This window comes from Flavobacterium collinsii (assembly GCF_902804485.1).
In the GTDB taxonomy this organism is placed as follows: Bacteria; Bacteroidota; Bacteroidia; order Flavobacteriales; family Flavobacteriaceae; genus Flavobacterium; species Flavobacterium collinsii.
Genome location: NZ_CADCST010000086.1, coordinates 1 through 21,676 on the forward strand (window position 1 = coordinate 1; position 21,676 = coordinate 21,676).

15 protein-coding genes and 1 riboswitch are annotated in these 21,676 nt (G+C 37.0%); of the genes, 3 read left to right on the plus strand and 12 right to left on the minus strand.

Annotation, left to right across the window (positions count from 1 at the left end; genetic code table 11):
- The coding region (locus FLA105534_RS12745; protein ID WP_173966508.1) for a hypothetical protein at positions 1-418 on the plus strand (418 nt) is incomplete at its 5' end.
- A 75-nt stretch (positions 419-493) separates the two neighbouring features.
- Here the strand turns inward: FLA105534_RS12745 and FLA105534_RS12750 are convergent.
- Positions 494-1,072 (minus strand): outer membrane beta-barrel protein, encoded by a 579-nt coding sequence (locus FLA105534_RS12750; RefSeq protein ID WP_173966509.1) that lies wholly within the window; start codon positions 1,070-1,072, stop codon positions 494-496.
- A 144-nt stretch (positions 1,073-1,216) separates the two neighbouring features.
- Between FLA105534_RS12750 and gldA the strand changes: the two genes are divergently transcribed.
- Positions 1,217-2,113, plus strand: coding sequence for a gliding motility-associated ABC transporter ATP-binding subunit GldA (gene gldA / locus FLA105534_RS12755; RefSeq protein ID WP_173966510.1), 897 nt, complete (start codon positions 1,217-1,219; stop codon positions 2,111-2,113).
- Between the two features lie 496 nt (positions 2,114-2,609).
- Positions 2,610-4,730: an outer membrane beta-barrel family protein gene (locus tag FLA105534_RS12760; protein ID WP_173966511.1), complete on the plus strand. Its 2,121-nt coding sequence runs from the start codon at positions 2,610-2,612 to the stop codon at positions 4,728-4,730.
- Between the two features lie 500 nt (positions 4,731-5,230).
- Here FLA105534_RS12760 and FLA105534_RS12765 read toward each other — a convergent pair whose 3' ends face one another.
- The 11 genes from FLA105534_RS12765 to FLA105534_RS12815 form a co-directional block, all read right to left on the minus strand.
- Positions 5,231-6,385 (minus strand): PepSY-associated TM helix domain-containing protein, encoded by a 1,155-nt coding sequence (locus tag FLA105534_RS12765; RefSeq protein WP_173966512.1) that lies wholly within the window; start codon positions 6,383-6,385, stop codon positions 5,231-5,233.
- A 92-nt stretch (positions 6,386-6,477) separates the two neighbouring features.
- A complete protein-coding gene (locus tag FLA105534_RS12770; RefSeq protein ID WP_173966513.1) occupies positions 6,478-7,722 on the minus strand; it encodes a DUF4374 domain-containing protein in 1,245 nt (414 codons plus the stop codon).
- A gap of 35 nt (positions 7,723-7,757) precedes the next feature.
- Positions 7,758-10,103, minus strand: coding sequence for a TonB-dependent receptor domain-containing protein (locus FLA105534_RS12775; RefSeq protein WP_246253238.1), 2,346 nt, complete (start codon positions 10,101-10,103; stop codon positions 7,758-7,760).
- Between the two features lie 293 nt (positions 10,104-10,396).
- Positions 10,397-11,806 (minus strand): pyridoxal phosphate-dependent decarboxylase family protein, encoded by a 1,410-nt coding sequence (locus FLA105534_RS12780; RefSeq protein WP_173966514.1) that lies wholly within the window; start codon positions 11,804-11,806, stop codon positions 10,397-10,399.
- 314 nt (positions 11,807-12,120) lie between these two features.
- Positions 12,121-13,344: a dicarboxylate/amino acid:cation symporter gene (locus FLA105534_RS12785; RefSeq protein WP_173966515.1), complete on the minus strand. Its 1,224-nt coding sequence runs from the start codon at positions 13,342-13,344 to the stop codon at positions 12,121-12,123.
- Positions 13,345-13,511: 167 nt separating this feature from the next.
- Positions 13,512-14,168, minus strand: coding sequence for a class I SAM-dependent methyltransferase (locus FLA105534_RS12790; RefSeq protein WP_173966516.1), 657 nt, complete (start codon positions 14,166-14,168; stop codon positions 13,512-13,514).
- 133 nt (positions 14,169-14,301) lie between these two features.
- Positions 14,302-15,258, minus strand: coding sequence for a methylenetetrahydrofolate reductase [NAD(P)H] (gene metF / locus FLA105534_RS12795; RefSeq protein ID WP_173966517.1), 957 nt, complete (start codon positions 15,256-15,258; stop codon positions 14,302-14,304).
- Positions 15,259-15,327: 69 nt separating this feature from the next.
- Complete coding sequence (locus tag FLA105534_RS12800; protein ID WP_173966518.1) at positions 15,328-15,684, minus strand: four helix bundle protein; 357 nt, start codon at positions 15,682-15,684, stop codon at positions 15,328-15,330.
- Positions 15,685-15,766: 82 nt separating this feature from the next.
- A complete protein-coding gene (gene metH / locus FLA105534_RS12805) occupies positions 15,767-18,442 on the minus strand; it encodes a methionine synthase (protein ID WP_173966519.1) in 2,676 nt (891 codons plus the stop codon).
- Positions 18,443-18,786: 344 nt separating this feature from the next.
- Positions 18,787-19,791, minus strand: coding sequence for a homocysteine S-methyltransferase family protein (locus tag FLA105534_RS12810; RefSeq protein ID WP_173966520.1), 1,005 nt, complete (start codon positions 19,789-19,791; stop codon positions 18,787-18,789).
- Positions 19,792-20,116: 325 nt separating this feature from the next.
- A riboswitch (SAM riboswitch) is annotated at positions 20,117-20,231 on the minus strand.
- 365 nt (positions 20,232-20,596) lie between these two features.
- A complete protein-coding gene (locus tag FLA105534_RS12815; protein ID WP_173966521.1) occupies positions 20,597-21,649 on the minus strand; it encodes an NAD(P)/FAD-dependent oxidoreductase in 1,053 nt (350 codons plus the stop codon).
- Between the last annotated feature and the right edge of the window lie 27 nt (positions 21,650-21,676).

A 21,676-nucleotide genomic window follows, 5' to 3' on the forward strand; every position in this document is an offset into this window, starting at 1 on the left:
GGAATGGACAGGTACATATTATTATTTTTACTCTAATAAGCCTATAAAAATTTTATTCGAGCTTCTAAAAACTGAAGCTTCTAAAATTAATTTTCTTTACGAATATTCGATATGGGAGAATGAAGAATCCTTGTTTTTTTTCAAAAACAAAGAGATCTATGATTTACACATGAGTAATGGATATAATAACGATATTAATACTGAGGGTTGTTTCTCCGTTCAGGCTAAAGTTACTAATTTAAATGGAGTAGCATCTTTATTTGAATTTGATGGTGTTAGAGATTTTAATCCTCAAGAAATTAATTTAGTGTTTGATGAACTTTTTTATTATGTTTTAATAGTTCCAAATTCTATTAATGAATGCAGTTTTTCTTCTAAAATAAATGAAATTTTCAACAATGTCATTAAACAGAAATAAGAACATTTATTTCAAGGTTAAAAAAAAAGCATCCGCCGCGGCGGATGCTTTTCTGAAATTGAATAGTATTTAAGACTAGAAGTTTTTAGAAACTCCAATGTTAAATGTTCTACCAAAATTAAAATCGAAGTTTTTAACTTCTGGTCCGTTGTTATCATAGTTTAAGGTGTTGTAACCTAAACCACCGATATTAAAGTTTAAACCAAAACCTTTTTTCATATCGATGAAAAGAGCTGGTGTTATACCAATGTACATACCATCTGCTTTAGCAGTTGAAGTAAGTGACCCTGTGTACGTTTTGTCTTTTGCACTTTGAAAACCAGTTCCCAATTCAGCGAAGAAAGCGAAAGTTTGGTTCAATGGCATAGTGTAACGTAAAAACGCACCTAATTTAGTAGTGTTGTGTTTCACTTCGTTTACTCCTTGCTCCGTTTTGCTTGAACCAAAAGAAGCCTCACCCCCTACAGTCCAGTTGTCGTGAAATTGGTAACCTACTTTTGGAGAAAAATCAAATTCATTCGTTTTAACCTCATTGTTTCCTAAAGTTTTGGTTTGAGACTTGTAACCAATACCACCACCAACTAAGATTGTTCCTTTTTGTGCGTTTGCAAAGCTAACCATAGCTAATGCAAGAACCACCAACATTTTTTTCATTATAAATTATTTTAAATTTGATATCCCTTTAACAAGAACGATGCCGCAACGACTGGCTTTTATGTTTTTTTTATGATTTCTTTAAAAGACAAAAATGTAGCAATCGAGCGTATTTCTGTTTACTTTTGTAGCAAATAAAAAGTCATGTCGATAGCAGTAAACAACATATCAAAAAGTTACGGAACTCAAAAAGCGTTAAACGGAATTTCATTCTCTATTGAAAAAGGAGAAATCGTCGGATTTCTTGGTCCAAACGGAGCAGGAAAATCTACTTTAATGAAAATTTTGACCACCTATTTGTTGGCAGATAATGGCTCAGCCCTTGTAAACGGTCACGATGTCATGACGGATGCGAAAGCAGTTCAACGTTCTATTGGCTATTTACCGGAACACAATCCATTGTATTTAGATTTGTATGTTCGTGAATATTTGGCTTTTAATGCCAATGTTTATCAAGTTCCAAAATCAAGAATTGAAGAAGTCATTCAACTGACAGGACTGTCAGGTGAAAGTCATAAAAAGATAGGGCAATTGTCTAAAGGATACCGCCAGCGTGTGGGCCTTGCCAACGCTTTACTGCACGATCCGGAAGTTTTAATTCTGGACGAACCTACTACTGGACTGGACCCCAATCAGTTGATGGAAATTCGAAATGTAATTAAAAATGTAGGGAAAAATAAAACCGTTTTTTTGTCTACTCATATTATGCAAGAGGTAGAAGCCATTTGCGATCGTGTCATAATTATTGACAAAGGACAAATTGTTGCCGATAAAAAATTAGACCACCTGGTTTCTGAAGATAAAGCGCAAGTGATTGAAGTTGAATTTGATTATCAAATCGAAGAACAGCTTTTAGCAAAACTTGAAAATATTACTGCTTATAAAAACACTCACGATATGACCTGGGAGCTGACTTTTGTTTCCGAAAAAGACATGCGCCCCGCTATTTTTGATTTTGCCAACGAAAATGGTTTAAAAACACTACAACTAAATCAGAAGAATAAAAATCTGGAAGCCGTTTTTAGAGAAATTACAAAATAAACCTTCCGCTCTCAGCTTCATTTTAAAGATAAAAACCAATTTATTCTACTTTAGAATAAATTGGTTTTCTTTTTTATACTGTCTCTCCACACTTTTCTAAAAAGCCATGAAGCCCTACTTTTATTGACTTCTTCAGTAAATCACCTTTATTCTTTTCTATTTTACGCTTTTTATCAAAAATAAAAAACCTTAAAAACTAAGCAGTTAAAATATTTGTCGTAAATTTTAACTATATTTATTTAGACTTAATATAAATAGTATTATATTTGACAACTGAAATCAAATATCACTCCTATGTTTTCCACAATCCTTCCAATAAAAACCACAATTTACAAGTTATCAAACCGCTTGTCACTTCTTCAAAACATGCTTTCTGACAAACTCGAACAACTCGTTTTACAGTAAAGCGCATCTGGCAAAAAATATTGGCTACTGCTTATCCGTCCAGATTACCAAATTACTTTAAATCCCCATTGCAAAAAACATTACAAACATCATGAAGCATATTATAACATCTATTGTACTCGCATTTTCGGTCTACGGATACTCGCAGACAGAAAAAGGAAGAGACAGCATCGTCGAAACCTCGATCAATGCATTGGATGAAATTGTAATTACAAAAAAGAAGGTTTTATATACTCAAAAATCAGATCGATTGGTTTTTAATGTCGAAAATAGCATTGTTTCTGAAGGCGGTACCGCTTTAGACGTCTTATCACGCGCTCCCGGTGTTGTGGTATCACAGGACGGAGAGTTATCCATTCGTGGACAACAAGGTGTCGGGGTAATGATTAATGGTAAATTAACGCAACTTTCGCAAAAGGAACTAGCGAATTACCTAAAGTCTACAACCTCATCCAATATCAAACAAATTGAGGTGATCACCAATCCTTCTTCAAAATACGATGCCACCGGAAAGGCCGGAATCATTAATATTATTCTTAAAAAACCTAATGTGGGCGGACTTAAAGGAACGGCATTTACCAACTATGGAAGAGGCCGTAAAAACAGAACAAATTCAGGCGTAAACCTGAGTTACAACAAAGATAAGTTTGGCGTTTACGGAAATTACAGCTACACTTTCAGAGGTGAGGAAGAACGCAAAGAATTTGATCAGATTCAATACACAGACAACACCCGTCAAACTATTTCAACAAAAAACCATCAGACCTCGTTTACAGATGAACCACTGACTTCTAATAATTTTAAAATTGGAACTACCTACGAAGTTTCTCCTAAAACGAATTTAGAAGTTTATATTGATGCCAAACTGGGGCGTTACGAGAACATCGCTAACGGTAGAAATACATTGCTAAATACTTCAAATCAGGTACAATTTGATGCTATAACCTTCAACGACAGTAAAGAAAAGTGGAATGATTATACGTATGGCTTTTCAGGAGTTCATAAATTTAATACCGAAGGAAAAAACATGTCGTTTGATTTTGAGTATGAGACATCAAAGTTCAGATCGAATCAGTTTCAGAGTGCCAAAAATACAAATCCCGCAGCTATAGCTGTGAATGATCGTAGAGGCTTTATTCCGTCGCAATTGCGTGTTTTTACAGGAAAAATTGATTTCGTCAATCCGCTAAAGGAAAAACAATCGATCGAATGGGGAGTTAAAGCCAGTGTGAAAAACAATGACAACCCATCGGTTTATGAATATTACAACAACAATCAGTGGATCGTTGACCTTAACTCTACTAATCATTTTGAGTACAAAGAGCAAATTTATGCCGCTTACGCCAATTATAAATACCAATTGGAGAATTTCAATATTCAGGGAGGTTTAAGAACGGAATATACTGCCATAAATATTTTACAGAAGACCTTAAATGAAGCGCACAAAGACGATTATTTAAAATGGTTCCCAAGTGTTTCTTTGAAATATGAGCTAAGCAACGACCATTCCTTGCACGCCTCCTACAGTAAAAGAATCAACAGACCGAGTCAGTTTGATCTTAATCCGTTTCGTTTTTACGATGATTCATTCAACTATTCACAGGGGAATCCGAATTTGGTTCCGGAGATTACACATTCTACAGAAATTGGATATGCCTGGAAAAGTGCTTTTATGGCTTCGCTGTATTTCAGTAAAACCAAAGATGTTTTTACAGAGGTTTACGATTATAATCCTGCCAATAATACTACTGTGACATCCCAAATAAACGTGGACAAATCGTACAATTATGGTGTAAATATTACCAATACAGCCGAAATTTACAAATGGTGGTCAGTGAATACTCTTTTCAATATTTTCGAGAATAGATTTATGGGGAATGTGGTAAATACGGATAAAATTGATCCAATTGTTACTTTAAACCTAAGTGTTCAGAACTCGTTTACGATTACCGAAAGCTTGAAAGCCGAAGCCAACGCACAATACCAGTCAAAATCTAATCTTGGGATTTATGAAAGAGATGCTTTTTTTGATTTTAGTATTGGTATCTCAAAACAGGTGCTGGCTAAAAAAGGAAATATCAAACTTAATATTACAGACATTTTTAATACTAATAATTTTCACATCAATTCGGTTATAGCGCAAACGAGCATCAATAAAAGATACGATCTCGACAACCGTATTGCTACTATAGCCTTTACGTACAGAATATAATATTTTGGATCTTTAGTTTCCTTGTTTTTGTTTTTTTTTTGAATGAAAGAGCCTGTTGTAGTTAGCAGGCTCTTTTTGTTTGTGGGGTTAACCGTAAAGCAAGCAAGTATAGTATTTTTGCTCGCAAAGACGCAAAGACGCAGAGTTTAATTTTCTGACACTTAATATCTTGTTGAGATTATTTATCCTGCAGCATACTGCCGCAAGTAAAAAAGTCTTGAGGTTGCGGGGTCAACCGCAAAGCAGGCATAGTATTTTTTGCTCGCAAAGACGCAGAGACGCAAAGTTTAATTTTCTGGCACTTATCATCTTGTTGAGATTATTTATCCTGTAGCACACTGCCACAAGTAAAAAGACCTTGAAAATGATATTAAGAACTTTGTCAGACTGAGCGAAGTCGAAGTCCCACAAAGCAAAAAAAAAGTCTTTTGAGGAATCTTACTTCACACAAAAGACTTTAAGGAAACTAACCAACATTAAACAATTAGAATCAAACGGATTTACCCTTTTGATTTTTGTTTTTTCTTTCTTCCCCACCAAATATAAAATCCGGTAACGGGCAAACTCGCACAGATTAAACTGGCAGTGAAATAAATGATCTTGGTCGACAATCCTCCTATTGCACCAATATGAAGACTGTAATTCGATCGCATCAACCAATCCGAAAAACGTTCATTACCAATATATTTTTCTGATTTTGGAAGTAATTCAAGCGTTTTGGAGTCAAAATACAAATCTCTCCAAATGCCTTTGTACATGTCCGTACAGGCGTAAAAATCATCTTTAGGATCATCGGGAAAATGAATGATGACCGCTTCTTTATTTTCCTGGGCAATTTCTGTCCGAACCTTTTTCCAAATAAAATCGGCAGCGGCCAGCTTGTCCAATTGGGGCTTAGACAGAGGCTTTGCAACCGAAACGGTTTGTTCTTTTACTTCTTCCCATCCACCACTAATCCAGTAAGTACTTTCTCTTAACCAATGAAAACTCATTAACAATCCGGTAAACGAGATTAGCAAGGCCAGAATGAGTACATAAAACCCCATTACATTGTGCAAATCATAGTTAAGACGTTTAAACTTAGCGTCCCACTTTACTTTAAAACTGCTATTAAGGGTTGTTTTGTTCCATTTTTTCGGAAACCATAATATAAGTCCGCTTATCAGTAAAAAGAAAAAGATAAAGGTTGCCCAGGCCGTTATCTGTGCCCCAATATCCCGTTCCAGCCAAAGATTTCGATGTCCTTCATCGATAATATGAAAAAAATCTTCATGATCTACCATTCCGGTAATTTTGCCATTATAAGGATTCACATAAATCAACGAATCCGATTCGATATCGACCTTAACTGATTTGTCTAAACCATTATACCAGACCCCATGGATTTCTTTGTTGGGCAATACTTTTTGAACAGCTGCATAAATTTGGGAAGGAGGCAACAATCGCTCCGGACTTTGCGCCTCAACGTTGAGCCAGGGCGAGGTAAGCTGTTTGATTTCATGCTCAAAAACCAATATACAACCCGTAATTGCCATGATAAATACAATTATTCCTGAAGCAAGTCCCAGCCATAAGTGCAGCCAGGCATTGATTTTACTAAAACGTGATTTTCCTTTATTGGGCGGCTTGCCGGTACGACTTTTAAAAATATTCATTACAATAATAATTAGAAACTAGGACAGGATTTATAAACAAAACGGTTTGAGGATTGTTTATAAATCCTCAAACCGTTTAAAGGGGCATTAATTTAGTAGGTAAGTTTACCAATTGAAGGCAAGTAAAGACCTTCTTTAATAAGTGCTCCGGCTTTTGCAGCACCGGTTGCAATGTCAATTTGGTATACACGAGCCTGTTCTCCTGTTACAAAACTTTTGTAGGCTTTTCCGTTTTCCACAAACATACTTCCCAATCCGAAGAATTCATCTCCTCCATGATCAGGCAATCCGGTAACGGCTAAAATTGTTTTGGCAGATAAATCAAGTATTGCCGACTTGAAAATTGTTTTTGTGTTAAGGAAACTGTACACAGAATTGGCAGCATCAACTTCGGTAGGAATATAGGAAATGAAAACTTTCTCTCCTCCTAAAGGATACGCAGCAAGCACTTTTCCTTTTAGCGTACTAGACTGAAGATCAAAAAAGTAACCTGGATCAAACTTAGCATCCCCTTTTCTAATACGTAAAACTCCTGAAGAAACACCTGTAACAGGATACCCTCCGGCACGGGCATTTGAAGAGAACGTATAAACATCTCCGGATTCTGTCTGAACAATTCCGGTATTGGTATAGTAAAGTCCAATTGCGGTTGTTCTTGCATCTTTTATGGTACTTACATATTCTAAAGAAGGGTATTTGTAAACTCTTACCGTAGCATCAGATGACAATACTTTATTGCTTCCGTCACTAACATCTTTCGTATAAACCGGAACGAAAAGTTTATCTCCTGAAACTGCAGCTCCTGTTGGCCAGTACAATATTTTTTTGTTTGCCGGATTAACGCTAAAATCGTTAAACTTACGTCCATCGATAGAAACAGTAGCGGGGTTGTAAATCATCAATTCATAATCGGATGAACTACCGTCCCAGGTTGCACCAATATTGATCATTTTTTTATCGTCGGTATAACCAACTGCATAAGAAGACTCGAAAGAAAGTTTATCTCCTGCTGCTAATTTTCCTGTATTGTTTAAACGAAACGATACTGAGCCTTCATCACCTGTACTTAGAGCAAAAAAGGTATTACTCACCGGAAAACAGCTTCCTTCCTGCTCGATTCCAACTCCTTTTGCACTAATTTCTCCGGTCATTAACTGATCTATAGAATTAAAATCCAATATATACTGCGTATAATCGGCCAACCAGTATGATGCAACATATTTAGTTCCATTTACAGCTGGTGTTTCATCTTTAGACGAATCATCACTGCTGCATGAAAAGGTAGATAATGACAGAAAAGCCAATGCAAAGCATTTTGCGAATTTGTTTACAAACATGATTATAATTATTAAGGGTTATTATTAAAATTGAATTACTGCAGAAAGTATCTGAACTTCACTGAAAAAGCGCGTCCCGGTTTTTGAACCTTAAAGTAGTCGTACACCTTTATATCGGTAATATTTCGACACTCGAAAGCCAGATTGTACTTGCCGTGCAGGAAAGAATAAGCCACCATAGCATTTTGTGTAAATTGCTCCGGAATTGCTTTTTTAGTTTCCAAACTTCCTAATACCGGCCATGTTAGGTAAAAAGCATCGATATAATTGGCACTTACGTTTAAAGAAAGTTTATCGTCCTGATATTTGATATTTTTAAAATTAAACGTCAGATCAGCGTTTCCGTAGAAGATTGGAACGTTGGGCAATTGTGCATTATACAAGGCATCGGGGCTGGTCGTTCCCGTTTTGAATCTGTTTTTATTGAGGCTTTTTTGATAGGTTCCGTTCACCTCAAAATTTACGAAGTCTTTGTACCCGTATCTCAAAACACCGTCAACACCTGTTACTTGTACGTTTTGAAGGTTTTCATAAACGGTTTTGTCACCCTCTTGTCTTTCTCTGATAAAATCTTTTGCTTCTCTGTAAATGATACTCGTTTCGGCATTAAAGTGATTTTTGCTGTTCTGTGTATTAAAAGCCAGCCCCAGATTGGCATTGTCACTACTTTCCGGTTTTAATCCGATGTTACTGTTTATGGTCAACCCGTCACCCAGCATTTCTGTAGCCGATGGCAAACGATAAGCATGCTCATAAGACCCTTTAATTTGAAATTGTTCGGACAAATGGTAGGCTGAAGTTGCACCATAACCATAATTGGTCGACGATGAAGATTGCGTTACATTGTTAGCAATCATTTGAGTGGCCAAATCAAACATTTTTCCAAAACCCGAAATTGCCAATCGGTTATCGAGACCACTAAAATTGTAACTCAGTCCCAGTATGTTTTTATCAATAGTGGGTTCCCCCAGTTCAACAACTCTTAAGTATTCATTTGTTTCTTTACGTTTGTATCCTAAGTAAGAGTAGTTAACCGCCAAAGAATGCTGGTCATTTAACTGGTATTTTAGATTTGTTGTAACCTGCGAATTGGTCTCATCATAAACGTACAGGGTTTTATTTCCTAGCTCCCCCTTATCATTGGATCCGGCAAATTGTCGGTACACATAATTGCCTGTCCAGTCGTATACTCTGGAAGAAGTATCTACAGAACGGTTATTGACTAAAGCATAAGTACTGTTAACACTCAAAGACAATCCCTTGGTAAAAAGATCACTTTTTTTGAATTTCAGAGAGGTAATGAAACTTTGACTATCTGTAAAGGCCTGCCCTACGACTTTTTGCATTGTTCTTCCCTGTTGAATTTCCTTTTTGTTACCGGCTACCGCAAAACCAACAAGCAGATAATCGGCAAAACTTTTGTTTTTAAACCCGGCTTCGGCCATTATAGTCCCGGATTTATAAGCATCATGAAAGTGCTTGTATTTTTGTTCCGGCAAAAATTTCGAGGTGTTTTTATCCACCACGCTTACATCTACTTTATAATCGTTGTCGGCATAATTTGCAAAAGCGTTAATGTTGGCGATAAAACCATCTCTGCCCGAGAATCTGGTATTTATTGCGGCTCTATGGGTGTTAAACGAACCATAACTGTAAGAAGCATCGATGTAGCGGTTTACATTTTTGTTGGTAACAATATTCACAGCACCACCCAGCGCATCTGCTCCCAATTCTATAGGAACGACTCCTTTGTAAACATCAATTCGTTCGGCCATATTTACCGGAATGTTATTCAGTGTAAGTGCTGAACCATAGCTGTCCATAGGCACTCCGTCTAGAAAGAATCTAACCTGATTGCCGGAGAAACCATTCAGCGAAAAATTAAATGCCGATCCCAATCCTCCATATTCACGAATGCGAACTCCAGTTGTTTTATTCAAAACCTGATTCAAATCAGCAGACGTATTATAGGTTTTCTTTAAATCTATGGCAGTAATATTGTAAGCCTGCTCACGTGCTCTTTGGACTTTGGACTTTCCTGTCACGGCAACTTCATTTAAAGTAGCCATATCTTCTTCCATAGTAATATTTTGAGTTGGTTTTCCTCCCTGCTTCAAAAAAATTGCCGATTCGGTTGTTTTATACCCTACATGAGTAACGAGCAAAATATAATCTCCCGATTCGGCACTAATTTTATATTCTCCTTTATTGTTGGTTAGGGTTCTGTATTCCGTTCCTTTTAAAGCAACCGAAACTCCTTCGGCAGTTTTCCCCAAATGAGTCATAATAACTCCGGTTAAATTTACTTTGTTCTTTTGCGAGTACCCCTGAAGTGAAGTGAAAGAAATGACGATCAAGAGCATTAATCTACTTATTTGCATCCGTTAAATTTTGGTTTGAAAATTAAATTAGCAACAAAATTAGGCTCTCAAAAGGGTTTTTCCAAACTATTTTTAATTATTCTAAATAAGAATAATAATTAACTTTTAAACCTAAGAATAAATAACGAACAAGTACATTCTTAAAGAATAATTAAATTTACCTTAATATTTCATTAATATTTTATCGCGTAAAAGTTAAAAATTTCAGCACTCACTTCTTTAAAATCCCAAAAAAGAACAAAAAAAAGCCCGATCGCAATGCAATCGGGCCTTCAAAAATTCAGTTAACCGGATTAAATATCCAACTCTGAAATGGTGTTTTTTATTTCTTCCATAATGATTCTAATGTCATTTTCGGTGGTACGCCAATTGACAAAAGAAGCTCTGATTCCTTTACGGTTTTGGTAAACCGTTGGTGTCATAAATACTTTTCCGGTATCATTTAAATGCGTCAAAAATTTACTTACATGTTCCCGATTGTCCTCTCCTCTTAGCGTAAAACAAACATTATTCAGTCGGATTGGAGCCAACAGTTCGAAGTTCTCATCTTCGATAAGGGCGTTTGCAAAATGCAGTGCCAATGCCGTACTTTTCTCTATGATGTCTTTAAATCCTTCTTTTCCGTAAGCCAGTAAAGAGAACCAAACCGGTAATGCTCTTAATCGGCGTGAATTTTCGGGCAATACGTTCAGGTAGTTAAAATTCTCTAACGGGTTTCCTAAATAAGGGGCATTAGAATTCTGAAACGTTTCGATTTGCAGTCCAATATGCTCTTTTTTAATTAAATAAAAAGCGCTTTCATAAGGTACGTTTAACCATTTATGGCAATCAATTGTAATACTGTCTGCTCCATCCCATCCTTCCACAAGATGTCTGAATTTTTCAGAAACCGCAGCAAATCCACCAAAAGCAGCATCAATATGCCACCAGAAATTGTATTTTTCTCTAAGTTTGGCAATAGCCACAAAATCATCAAAATCGGCTGTATTCACTGTTCCCGCGCTCGAAATCAGGATAAATGGCTCTCCATTTAAACTTTCTATATTCTTCTGCAGGTCGTCGATATCAATAGCTTCTCTATTACCTTCTGCGGTTTTAAGCACCGTATAATTGTTACTTCCAATCCCCAGCATCGATAATGTTTTTATGGATGAAGAATGAGGTGTCGCAGTTAAGATATTTATGGGCTCCGAAATTCCATTTTTAGCAAAGTCTTTCCCCAACTGCGCTCCCAGCCATTGTCTTGCCACACCCAAACAGGTAAAATTGGACATTGTCGCTCCTGTAACAAATCCTCCTAAAAATGATTCCGGCAACTCCAACAACTGTCGCAATAAATGGATAGTCTCGAACTCGATTAAAGCCGAAGTCCCTCCCTGGCCTTTTACCGCCTGCGTATTCTGATCATAGACTGTCGACAGCCAATCTCCCACAATAGCCGCCGGTGTAGATCCTCCGGTTACAAAACCTAAATATCTTGGACCCGGTGAAGCTACCATCAAGGGTGCCAGTCTTTGATTAAACTCTTCTAAAGCTGCTAAGGATCCTAAACCTGTCTCGTTTAGTTTTCGGGTTGGATCAATTGTTTTCTTACTGGAAGTGGAAATGTTTTCAAGATTGTCCAAAAACGCTATTCCGTACTGTTTTGTTTTCTCCAGGATGTTTTCAAGATCATTGAGATCATTTTGAAGTATTGAATTCATTGTAAACTACTTTTTTACGCCTAGCTGTAAAACTTCCCTGCTACTAAAAATTGCCACACGGATTTTACAGGTTAAGCAGATTAACGCTGATTTTAGTATTTAAGTTAATTCGTTGGGTATAATTTATTTTAACACATAGGAACATAGATTTTTCCAGCCGAAAAAAGACGTTTCACTTTTAATAAAACACAGAAACGGCATGAAAAAAATATGTTTCTTCTAAACATTCTTTTCACATCTTACATTTCACATTTCACATCCTAAAATCGATTCTCCTATATGTCAAGTCCTTTTTTTGTTATGAAGAAAGCCCGCTACCACTTCGTTTTTTCGGAAAACCTCGAGACGACCATCGAACAAATGAGATCGCCATTGACATTTAGCAAAGTCGCTATCGGGTCGACCAGAGTTCCTAAAATCATGGCAACTGGCAGGGCTTGTTCCATTGGCAGTCCGTAAACTGTGATGGCCAGAACTTCTCCGATATAACCTCCATTTGGAATTCCTCCTTCTACAATTGAAACGATTACGGTAATTCCAAGCGCTAAAAGTATGGTCGAAGGTGCCGTAAAATCTTTTCCAAACATGGCAAAAAGAACGGTTATTTTAAGGATAGAAGACATACTCGAACCGTCTTTATGCAAGGGCGCTCCAAGCGGAATGACCAAATTGCGAACGTGCTTAGGAATGTTCATCTTCTCAGCGGCTTCCAGATTCGCAGGAATGGTGGCAATACTGCTACAGGTTCCAACCGCCGTTAAAGCCGGCGTAATGTTATTGCTCCAAAATACCACAAAAGCACTTTTCCCTCCGGCCACTAAGGCGTACAAACTAAAAAACACAAAGAAATAGAAGATGCAGGCCGCATAATAAACACCCAAAGGCTTGGCATAAACGCCAAACAATTGCGGGCCAAAAACTCCAACCTGATAGGCAAAATAAGCCCCCAAACCAATTGGAGCCAATTTCATAATGAGGTTCAAAAGCTGCTTCATGACTTCGTTACCTGAATCCAAAAAACTTCTGAAAGCGCTACCTTTTTCTCCGGATTGCAGACTCGCAAAACCAATTAAAAAAGAAAAAATAATAAGTGCCAGCATACTTTTTCGGGACAGCAATTCAAAGAAATCATTTACGGTAACCAGCTGTGCTATTTGCTCACCAATGCTTCCTGATTGGATGTTTTCTATCGGGACTTTAGACACTATAATATTCTGATGAATTGGAAAAAGATATACTGCCAAAATCATTACGATTGCCGAAATTAAAACGGTGCTTAAAAAAACCAAAACCATGATTACAAACAATTTACCCAATTTCTCTGTTCTTTCCAAACTGGCAATTGAAGACGCAATGGTAAAGAAAATTAAAGGGATAATCGCCGTAAAGAGCAGGTTGAGGAAAATATCTCCCAATGGTTTTATGACCTCAACTTTTTCCTTGAAAACCAATCCCAAAATACTTCCAAGCAGGATTCCACCTAAAAGCAATAGAATACTGCTGTAACTTTTTAGAAAATCGATCTTTTTAATCTCCATAATTTTAAAGGATTACATTCAGAAATAGCAACATAAAATAAAGTCAATTAAATTACTCAAAAAAGGAGTACTAAAATTAACTGTACAATTTTTTAATTCCAAGGAGCCAAATTACTCCCGAATCTATAAAAATATTTTAAAAAAAAACGGTGATGAAGATCAGCAGATCAACGTTTTCCTAATACCAAAGTTGTAAAAGCTCTGTCTACCCATTCGCCCAGTTTACTTTTTACACTTTCAGTCAGCGTTTCTTTATGCACGACTTGGAAAGCTGTTTTCTCAATCAAACTTTCCGCTTTTTCAGTACTGTAAAGATTGAATTCGAACTGAGTAAAAGGAAGCTGTTTCATAAAACTTTCTTCAGCAAAGGTGATGCAAAAAGTCCCCTCCGGTTTTAAAACTCTGTAAATTTCTGAGAGTAACTTCTCCGGTTCCTGCCAAAAGTAAATGGTGTTTACCGTGAATATTTTATCAAAAGAGGCTTCTTCAAATGGAATATCGGTTCCGTTATAAAGAGAAAAGTGAGCCTGTTTTTTAGCTACAAAAGCGACATTAATTTGTTGTGCTTCCTGACACATTAACTCCGACATTTCAAGTCCGTAGTAAGTCAGATCCTGAGCTTGCTCTAGTACATACTCTAAATGTCCGGCATTTCCGTGGCCTAATTCTAAAATTGTATTTCCCGATATTACGTGCAGATTTTGAACGGAATGGCGCGTCATATTGATGTTGATTTCATGCATCATATTCGCCATTTCTATTCCTTTTTCTCCTGTAGGATGCTTTAGCTGAGAGGCTATTGCCTGTAATTCTTCTTTTTTCATCGTCTTTAAAATAAATTCAAAATTAGTCCTAAAAAGTAATTATCGGTAAAATTTTGTCTTTTCAACCGAAGGGAGACTCGAGTGATTGTGATTTCTCCCTTTGGTCGAAACGATAAACTTTATGCTGAAACTCTTAAAAAATCTGCCTTGCAATCTGGCGGATATTCTCTGATTTCCCCATTGAATAATAATGTAAAACAGGGACTCCGGCAGCTTTTAATTCTAATGATTGCTGAATGGCCCACTCGATTCCGACTTGCTTGATTTCGGCATTATTTTTACATTTATCCACAGCATCAATTAAATCCTCAGGAAGGTCGATTCTAAAAATCTGAGGCAAAATCTGTAAATGTCTTTGAACCGCAATTGGCTTAATTCCTGGAATAATTGGAATTGTGATGCCAATTTCTCTTGCCTTTTCAACAAAAGTAAAGTATTTCGCATTGTCAAAAAACATTTGTGTCACAACATAATCGGCTCCTGCATCTACTTTTTCTTTCAATCTTTTTAAATCAGATTGTAAAGAAGGGGATTCTAAATGTTTCTCCGGATAACCCGCAACACCAATACAAAAATCAGCCTTATTATCAGCATCCATCACTTCATGCAGATATTTTCCGCGGTTTAAGTCGTTGATTTGACGAACCAGATCAATCGCAAACCTATTTCCTCCGGCTTTTGGCACAAAAGACTGTTCGTCTTTCATGGCGTCACCACGAAGTGCCATTACGTTATTGATTCCTAAATACTGACAGTCTACCAGCATGTATTCGGTTTCTTCCTGTGTGAAACCGCCACAAAGCAAATGCGGCACGGTATCTACATTATATTTATGTTTGATAGAAGCACAAATTCCAAGTGTTCCCGGACGCATACGTGTTAATTTTTTGTCTAAAAGTCCGTTGCCTTTATCAATATAGATATACTCTTCGCGCGAAGTGGTTACATCGATAAATGGAGGTTTAAATTCCATCAAAGGATCGATGTTGTCATATAATTCCTGAATGCTTTTTCCCTTTTGAGGTGGAATAAGTTCAAACGAGAATAATGTATTTCCTTTCGCGTTTTCTATATGTTCTGTTACTTTCATTCTTTATAGTTGATAGTTTTTGGTTGATGGTTGATAGTTTATTTTGCAGGTGAAAATAACAACCGTCAACTATATTAATTTTTTATAATAGTTAATAAACCCATTCAATAGTTTTTTACATGTTTGAATCTGTTCAAAAGCAATATTGAAATTATTTTTATCTATGTAATTTTGATCAAGTGCTAAATAATATTGTGTTTCCAACTCATATAATGATCCTCTTGAAATATGAAGAAAATGTATTGTATCTTTAGATGTCTGACGTCCACAACCTTCAGCAATATTTGAAGGTATTGAAATCGCAGCTCTTCTCATTTGATTTGTCAATCCAAATAATTCTTCTTTTGGAAACAGTTTAGAAGAATCATATAACAAATTCACCAATTTCCTAGCTTCCAACCAAACTTCCAATTCACTGTATTCCATTTTAGTTTTTCGTTAATAATTGTTGGTTGATGGCACTTTGAGTTAAAATCTATCAACCAAAAACCAACAACCATCAACCAAATTAATCCGCTATATTAGGGTTCAACCATTTCATTGCATAGTCGGTTGAAACACTGCGTCGTTTGGCATAGTCAACTACCTGATCCTCTTTTATTTTCCCAAGTCCGAAATATTTACTTTCCGGATTTCCAAAATAGTATCCTGAAACGGATGAAGCCGGCCACATCGCCATGCTTTCGGTTAATGTTACGCCTATTTCTTTTTCTACATTTAAAAGTTTCCAGATTGTTGGTTTCTCCAAATGGTCAGGACATGCCGGATAACCCGGAGCAGGACGGATTCCTTTGTACTCTTCAGAAATCATTTCTTCGTTAGTTAAGCTCTCTTCTGATGAATATCCCCAGATTTCTTTACGTATTTTTTCATGAAGATATTCAGCGAAAGCCTCGGCAAAACGATCCGCTAATGCTTTTACCATAATCGAATTATAATCGTCCAGGTCCTTCTCAAATTCAGCTGCCCATTCGTCAACACCAAAACCAGTTGTTACGCAGAATGCTCCCATATAATCAACTTTCCCGCTTTCTTTCGGAGCGATAAAATCAGCTAATGCAATATTGGGCGCCCCTTTTGTTTTTTGTGATTGCTGACGTAAGGTCAAAAATGTCTGCAGCGGCTTTCCGTTTTCATCCGTCAATTCAATATCATCATCGTTGATCTGATTGGCTGGAAAGATTCCGTAAATACCTTTCGCAGATAGTTTTTTCTCTTCCAAAATTACTTTCAGCATTGCCTGTGCATCCGCATAAACAGAAGTCGCTTCTTTCCCTACAACCTCATCTGTTAATATTGCCGGGTATTTTCCAAACAATTCCCAGGTTCTGAAAAACGGTGTCCAGTCGATATACGGAACCAAAACGTCCAAATCGACTTCAACAATCTGCTCTCCAATTATATTTGGCTTCACCGGATTGAAATTTTCCCAATCCAATTGTAATTTGTTTTTACGCGCGTCTTCAATGCTTAAGAAATTCTTATCTCTCGAACGATTCAAAAATGTTTCTCTAAAAGAATCATACTCTGCACGAATATCGCTTGCATATATTTTACGATTATGATCTAATAAATTTCCTGCAACAGTAACGGCTCTCGAAGCATCGTTTACGTGAATTACAGTTTCTCTATATTGAGGCGCAATTTTCACGGCTGTATGCGCGCGCGAAGTGGTTGCTCCACCAATCATAATCGGAATTTTAATTCCTTGTTTGTCTAGTTCTTTGGCCAGATACACCATTTCGTCAAGCGAAGGCGTAATCAATCCGCTTAATCCAATAATATCTACATTGTGTTCTATAGCAGCTGCAATAATTTTTTCCGGAGGCACCATTACGCCAAGATCTACAATCTCGTAATTGTTACAGGCCAAAACCACCGAAACAATGTTTTTACCAATGTCGTGAACGTCTCCTTTTACAGTAGCCATCAGGATTTTTCCGTTTCCTTGTTTGTCTCCAGCCTGTTTACTGGCTTCAATGTAAGGCAATAAATACGCTACGGCTTTTTTCATTACACGTGCCGATTTTACTACCTGTGGCAGGAACATTTTTCCGCTTCCGAACAAATCTCCCACGACATTCATTCCGGTCATCAAATTGATTTCGATAACTTCAATTGGTTTTGTAGCAGCCAAACGTGCTTCTTCCACATCTTCTTCAATAAAAGCATCAACTCCTTTAACCAGTGAGTGCGTAATACGTTCCTGAACGGTTCCCAAACGCCATTCCTGAATTGCTTTTTCATCTGATTTTACTTCTCCTTTTACATTCTCTGCAAAATCTAAAAGCCGTTCGGTTGCATCGTCACGTCTGTCCAGAATTACGTCCTCAACATGTTCCAGTAAATCTTTTGGAATGTCATCGTAAATCGAAAGCATTTCCGGATTCACGATTCCCATAGTCATTCCGTTCTTGATTGCATGGTACAAAAATACCGAGTGCATCGCTTCACGAACGGTGTCATTTCCTCTAAAAGAAAACGAAACGTTACTTACTCCCCCACTAATATGTGCATGTGGTAAGTTATCACGAACCCATTTTGTTCCCCTGAAGAAATCCAGAGCATTCAAACGGTGTTCTTCCATTCCGGTTGCAACCGGGAAAATATTCAAATCAAAAATGATATCCTGTGGAGGAAAATCAACTTTGTTGACTAATATATCATAGGAACGCTGACAAATTTCAACTCTTCGCTCATAATTATCAGCCTGACCCACTTCGTCAAAAGCCATGATTATAGCTGCCGCTCCGTAGCGCTTGATTAATTTAGCATGATGAATAAAGGCTTCTTCTCCTTCTTTTAACGAAATCGAGTTTACAACGCTTTTCCCCTGTACTACTTTAAGACCCGCCTCTATGATTTCCCATTTCGAACTGTCGATCATAATAGGTACTCTCGAAATGTCCGGTTCTGATGCAATTAAATTCAAAAATTTAGTCATTGCCTGAACTCCATCAAGCATTCCTTCATCCATATTAATATCGATGATTTGTGCTCCTCCTTCTACCTGTTGTCTTGCAATATCAAGTGCCTCATCATATTTCTCTTCCTTGATTAAGCGAAGGAATTTTCTGGAACCCGTTACATTCGTACGTTCCCCAATGTTTACAAAAACACTGGTAGGTGTAATAATTAACGGTTCTAATCCTGCTAATACAAGGTCTCTTCTATTTTCTGCCATTTTATTTAAGTTACTGAGATCCTAAGATGCTTAGAGTCTAAGTTTTTTATTCTATTTTCTTTTTGCAAGGTTTTTAAAACCTTGTAGGTATATTCGTTTACCGATATGTTGTTCCTATCGGAACATTTATTTCCATTTTGGCTCTTCTACATATTGTATGTTACAACTGCAACACATATAATGTTTCGTTTCTATGGAACTCTTACTTATCACTCATTTTTTTCAACGGAATAAATTCCGTTACTACAAAATATATCGTTCCTACGGAACTTTTTAAGAGTCTTAGGCTCGGGCTATTTTGCAGGGATGGATTTTAATCCATTCCCGAAATCAATAAAATTATATTACGTAAGAACAGGTGCCACTCTCGGTTTATAATCCTTCGCTACCTCAGCAATTAATCGAATATGATCCGGAGTTGTTCCGCAACAACCTCCAATAATATTGATTAAATTATCGTCTAAATATTCTTTGATTAAGGCTTGAGTCTGCTCTGGGGTTTCGTCGTATTGCCCGAAAGCGTTTGGCAAACCTGCATTTGGATGTGCCGAAACATTAAACTGCGTATGTTGTGATAATGTTTTCAAATACGGTTTCAACAAATCGGCTCCTAATGCACAATTGAAACCTACGCTTAATAACGGAATATGAGATACCGAAATCAGGAATGCCTCCACCGTTTGCCCTGAAAGTGTTCTTCCTGAAGCATCCGTGATGGTTCCCGAAACCATGATTGGAATATCCAGATTGCGCTCTTCTTTTACTTCTTCAATCGCAAAAAGTGCCGCTTTGGCATTTAAGGTGTCGAAAATCGTTTCTACTAATAATAGATCACATCCACCATCCATTAATGCTTCTGCCTGCTGTTTATAGGCAATTCGCAAATCATCAAATGTTACAGCTCTGTATCCAGGATCATTTACATCCGGTGACATACTTGCCGTTCTGTTTGTTGGTCCGATTGAACCAGCAACAAAACGTGGTTTGTCCGGATTTTTAGCTGTAAACTCATCTGCTACTTCACGGGCAATTTTAGCCGATTCGTAGTTCAATTCATAAACCAAATCTTCCAGGAAATAGTCGGCCATACCGATCGTAGTTCCTGAAAAAGTATTGGTTTCTACAATGTCTGCACCTGCTTCATAATAAGCAGCGTGAACATCGCGGATTGCTTGTGGTTGTGTTATGGATAGTAAATCGTTGTTTCCTTTTAAGGGATGAGGGAAATCTTTGAAACGCTCTCCTCTAAAATCTTCTTCAGAGAAATTATAGCGTTGCAGCATCGTTCCCATTGCCCCGTCAAGGATTAGGATATTTTTTTTTATTGCTTCCTGAATTGTTATTGCCATTACTTTTTATCTTTTAGCTACTAAGACGCTAAGGCGCTAAGATGCTAAGTTTTTTTACTTACTTGATCATACCTGACAGGTTTTTGAAACCTGTTAGGACACGTTATTTTGATTCACATTAATTCCAAAAATTCACTATTGATGGCTCTTTAGCCCCGATTGAAGTGGAAATCCTTTTGTCCGCCGCGGCGGATAAAAGATTGCAACGAAAAGCGGGAACGATTGACGGCAAAAATGCGCCAATAATTCGCTCATGATACTGAATTCAGTAAAATAATATTGTAAGGTTGTCAGGAAAAGTTTGAGAAATACGAGTAATGTATTTGTGTTATCTATCTTAAATACAATGAATTTGTATTAAGTAGAATGTAGCACCTTCTTTATGATAAAGGGTTGCTAAGGTTTCATTGGGTCTTTCCCTCCGCCTTTCGTGATAACTTTCAATAATTTTAAGAACAGTGCAAAGTAAAGACATAAGCTTAACAATTGCAAGTTTTTTTTAAGTTTCTGAGGGGCTAAGGTCCTTTTTAAGGCGCTGAGAGACTAAAACTCTAAGATACTGAGTTTCTAAGTTTAAGTTTGGGCTATTATTTTTCAAATATAGCCCACGGTTTCAACCGTGGGACACGATGGTGATAAATTGTTTTTATATCAATGCGTTGTGTTCATGCATTGTGTTCCAGTGGTTGAAACCACCGGCTATGTTTTGTATATTTAAAAAAAATAAAGCCCAAACTAAAAGTTTGAGCTTTACTATATTAAAAATCTTAGCACCTTAGTATCTTAGAGCCTCAGCCCCTCAAAACTAAACTATCGCTTTAACAACTGCTTTTGGAGCTTCTTTACGAGTTCCGTCGAAACCATCTACTCCAGAAACTGTTGTATACTTTAAAACATATTTTTTACCTGGATTGATAATTTGGTATGCGGCCTGGCACATTAAAGTTGCTTCGTGGAATCCACAAAGAATCAGTTTTAATTTTCCAGGATAAGTATTTACGTCTCCAATGGCAAAGATTCCCGGAATATTGGTTTGATAATCTAATGCATTATTTACTTTAATAGCATTTTTCTCGATTTCTAATCCCCAATCTCCGATTGGTCCTAACTTTGGCGTTAGCCCGAAAAGCGGAATAAAATAGTCCGTTTCGATTTTACGGTGTGCCCCGTTTTCTTCGATATCTAATGATTCAATATGCTCAGCACCATTGATTCCGATTACTTCTGCCGGTGTAATTAATTTAATTTTTCCAGCAGTTTTTAGTTCTTGTACTTTTTCTACAGAATCTAAAGCTCCTCTGAATTCGTTTCTACGGTGAATCAAAGTAACTTCTGAAGCTACATTCGCCAAAAAGATACTCCAGTCTAATGCTGAATCTCCTCCTCCGGCGATTACCACTCTTTTGTCTCTGAATTTCTCCGGATTTTTGATGAAGTATTTTACTCCTTTATCTTCATAAAACTCAATATCTTCGATAAGTGGCTTACGTGGTTCAAAACTTCCCAAACCTCCGGCGATAGCAATAACCGATGCGTGAAATTTAGTCCCTTTATTCGAGGTTACAATAAAACTTCCGTCTTCTTGTTTGTCAATCGTTTCTGCACGCTCTCCTAAAGTAAAACCAGGTTCAAATTGTTTGATTTGCTCTTGCAATCCATCAATTAAATCTCCAGCTAATACTTCCGGGAATCCAGGAATATCATAAATAGGCTTTTTTGGATACAATTCTGAAAGTTGACCTCCTGCTTGTGGTAAAGCATCTAAAATATGACATTTTAATTTTAATAATCCTGCCTCGAAAACGGCAAATAAACCTGTTGGGCCTGCTCCAATTATAAGTATATCTGTTTTAATCATTATGTTGTTGTTTATAATCATTCTTAA

Excerpts from the sequence above, each read along its gene's own strand:
- FLA105534_RS12750 (WP_173966509.1), bottom strand. The coding sequence starts at position 1,072 with ATGAAAAAAATGTTGGTGGTTCTTGCATTAGCTATGGTTAGCTTTGCA.
- gldA (WP_173966510.1), top strand. The coding sequence starts at position 1,217 with ATGTCGATAGCAGTAAACAACATATCAAAAAGTTACGGAACTCAAAAA.
- FLA105534_RS12760 (WP_173966511.1), top strand. The coding sequence starts at position 2,610 with ATGAAGCATATTATAACATCTATTGTACTCGCATTTTCGGTCTACGGA.
- FLA105534_RS12765 (WP_173966512.1), bottom strand. The coding sequence starts at position 6,385 with ATGAATATTTTTAAAAGTCGTACCGGCAAGCCGCCCAATAAAGGAAAA.
- FLA105534_RS12770 (WP_173966513.1), bottom strand. The coding sequence starts at position 7,722 with ATGTTTGTAAACAAATTCGCAAAATGCTTTGCATTGGCTTTTCTGTCA.
- FLA105534_RS12775 (WP_246253238.1), bottom strand. The coding sequence starts at position 10,103 with ATGCAAATAAGTAGATTAATGCTCTTGATCGTCATTTCTTTCACTTCA.
- FLA105534_RS12780 (WP_173966514.1), bottom strand. The coding sequence starts at position 11,806 with ATGAATTCAATACTTCAAAATGATCTCAATGATCTTGAAAACATCCTG.
- FLA105534_RS12785 (WP_173966515.1), bottom strand. The coding sequence starts at position 13,344 with ATGGAGATTAAAAAGATCGATTTTCTAAAAAGTTACAGCAGTATTCTA.
- FLA105534_RS12790 (WP_173966516.1), bottom strand. The coding sequence starts at position 14,168 with ATGAAAAAAGAAGAATTACAGGCAATAGCCTCTCAGCTAAAGCATCCT.
- metF (WP_173966517.1), bottom strand. The coding sequence starts at position 15,258 with ATGAAAGTAACAGAACATATAGAAAACGCGAAAGGAAATACATTATTC.
- FLA105534_RS12800 (WP_173966518.1), bottom strand. The coding sequence starts at position 15,684 with ATGGAATACAGTGAATTGGAAGTTTGGTTGGAAGCTAGGAAATTGGTG.
- metH (WP_173966519.1), bottom strand. The coding sequence starts at position 18,442 with ATGGCAGAAAATAGAAGAGACCTTGTATTAGCAGGATTAGAACCGTTA.
- FLA105534_RS12810 (WP_173966520.1), bottom strand. The coding sequence starts at position 19,791 with ATGGCAATAACAATTCAGGAAGCAATAAAAAAAAATATCCTAATCCTT.
- FLA105534_RS12815 (WP_173966521.1), bottom strand. The coding sequence starts at position 21,649 with ATGATTAAAACAGATATACTTATAATTGGAGCAGGCCCAACAGGTTTA.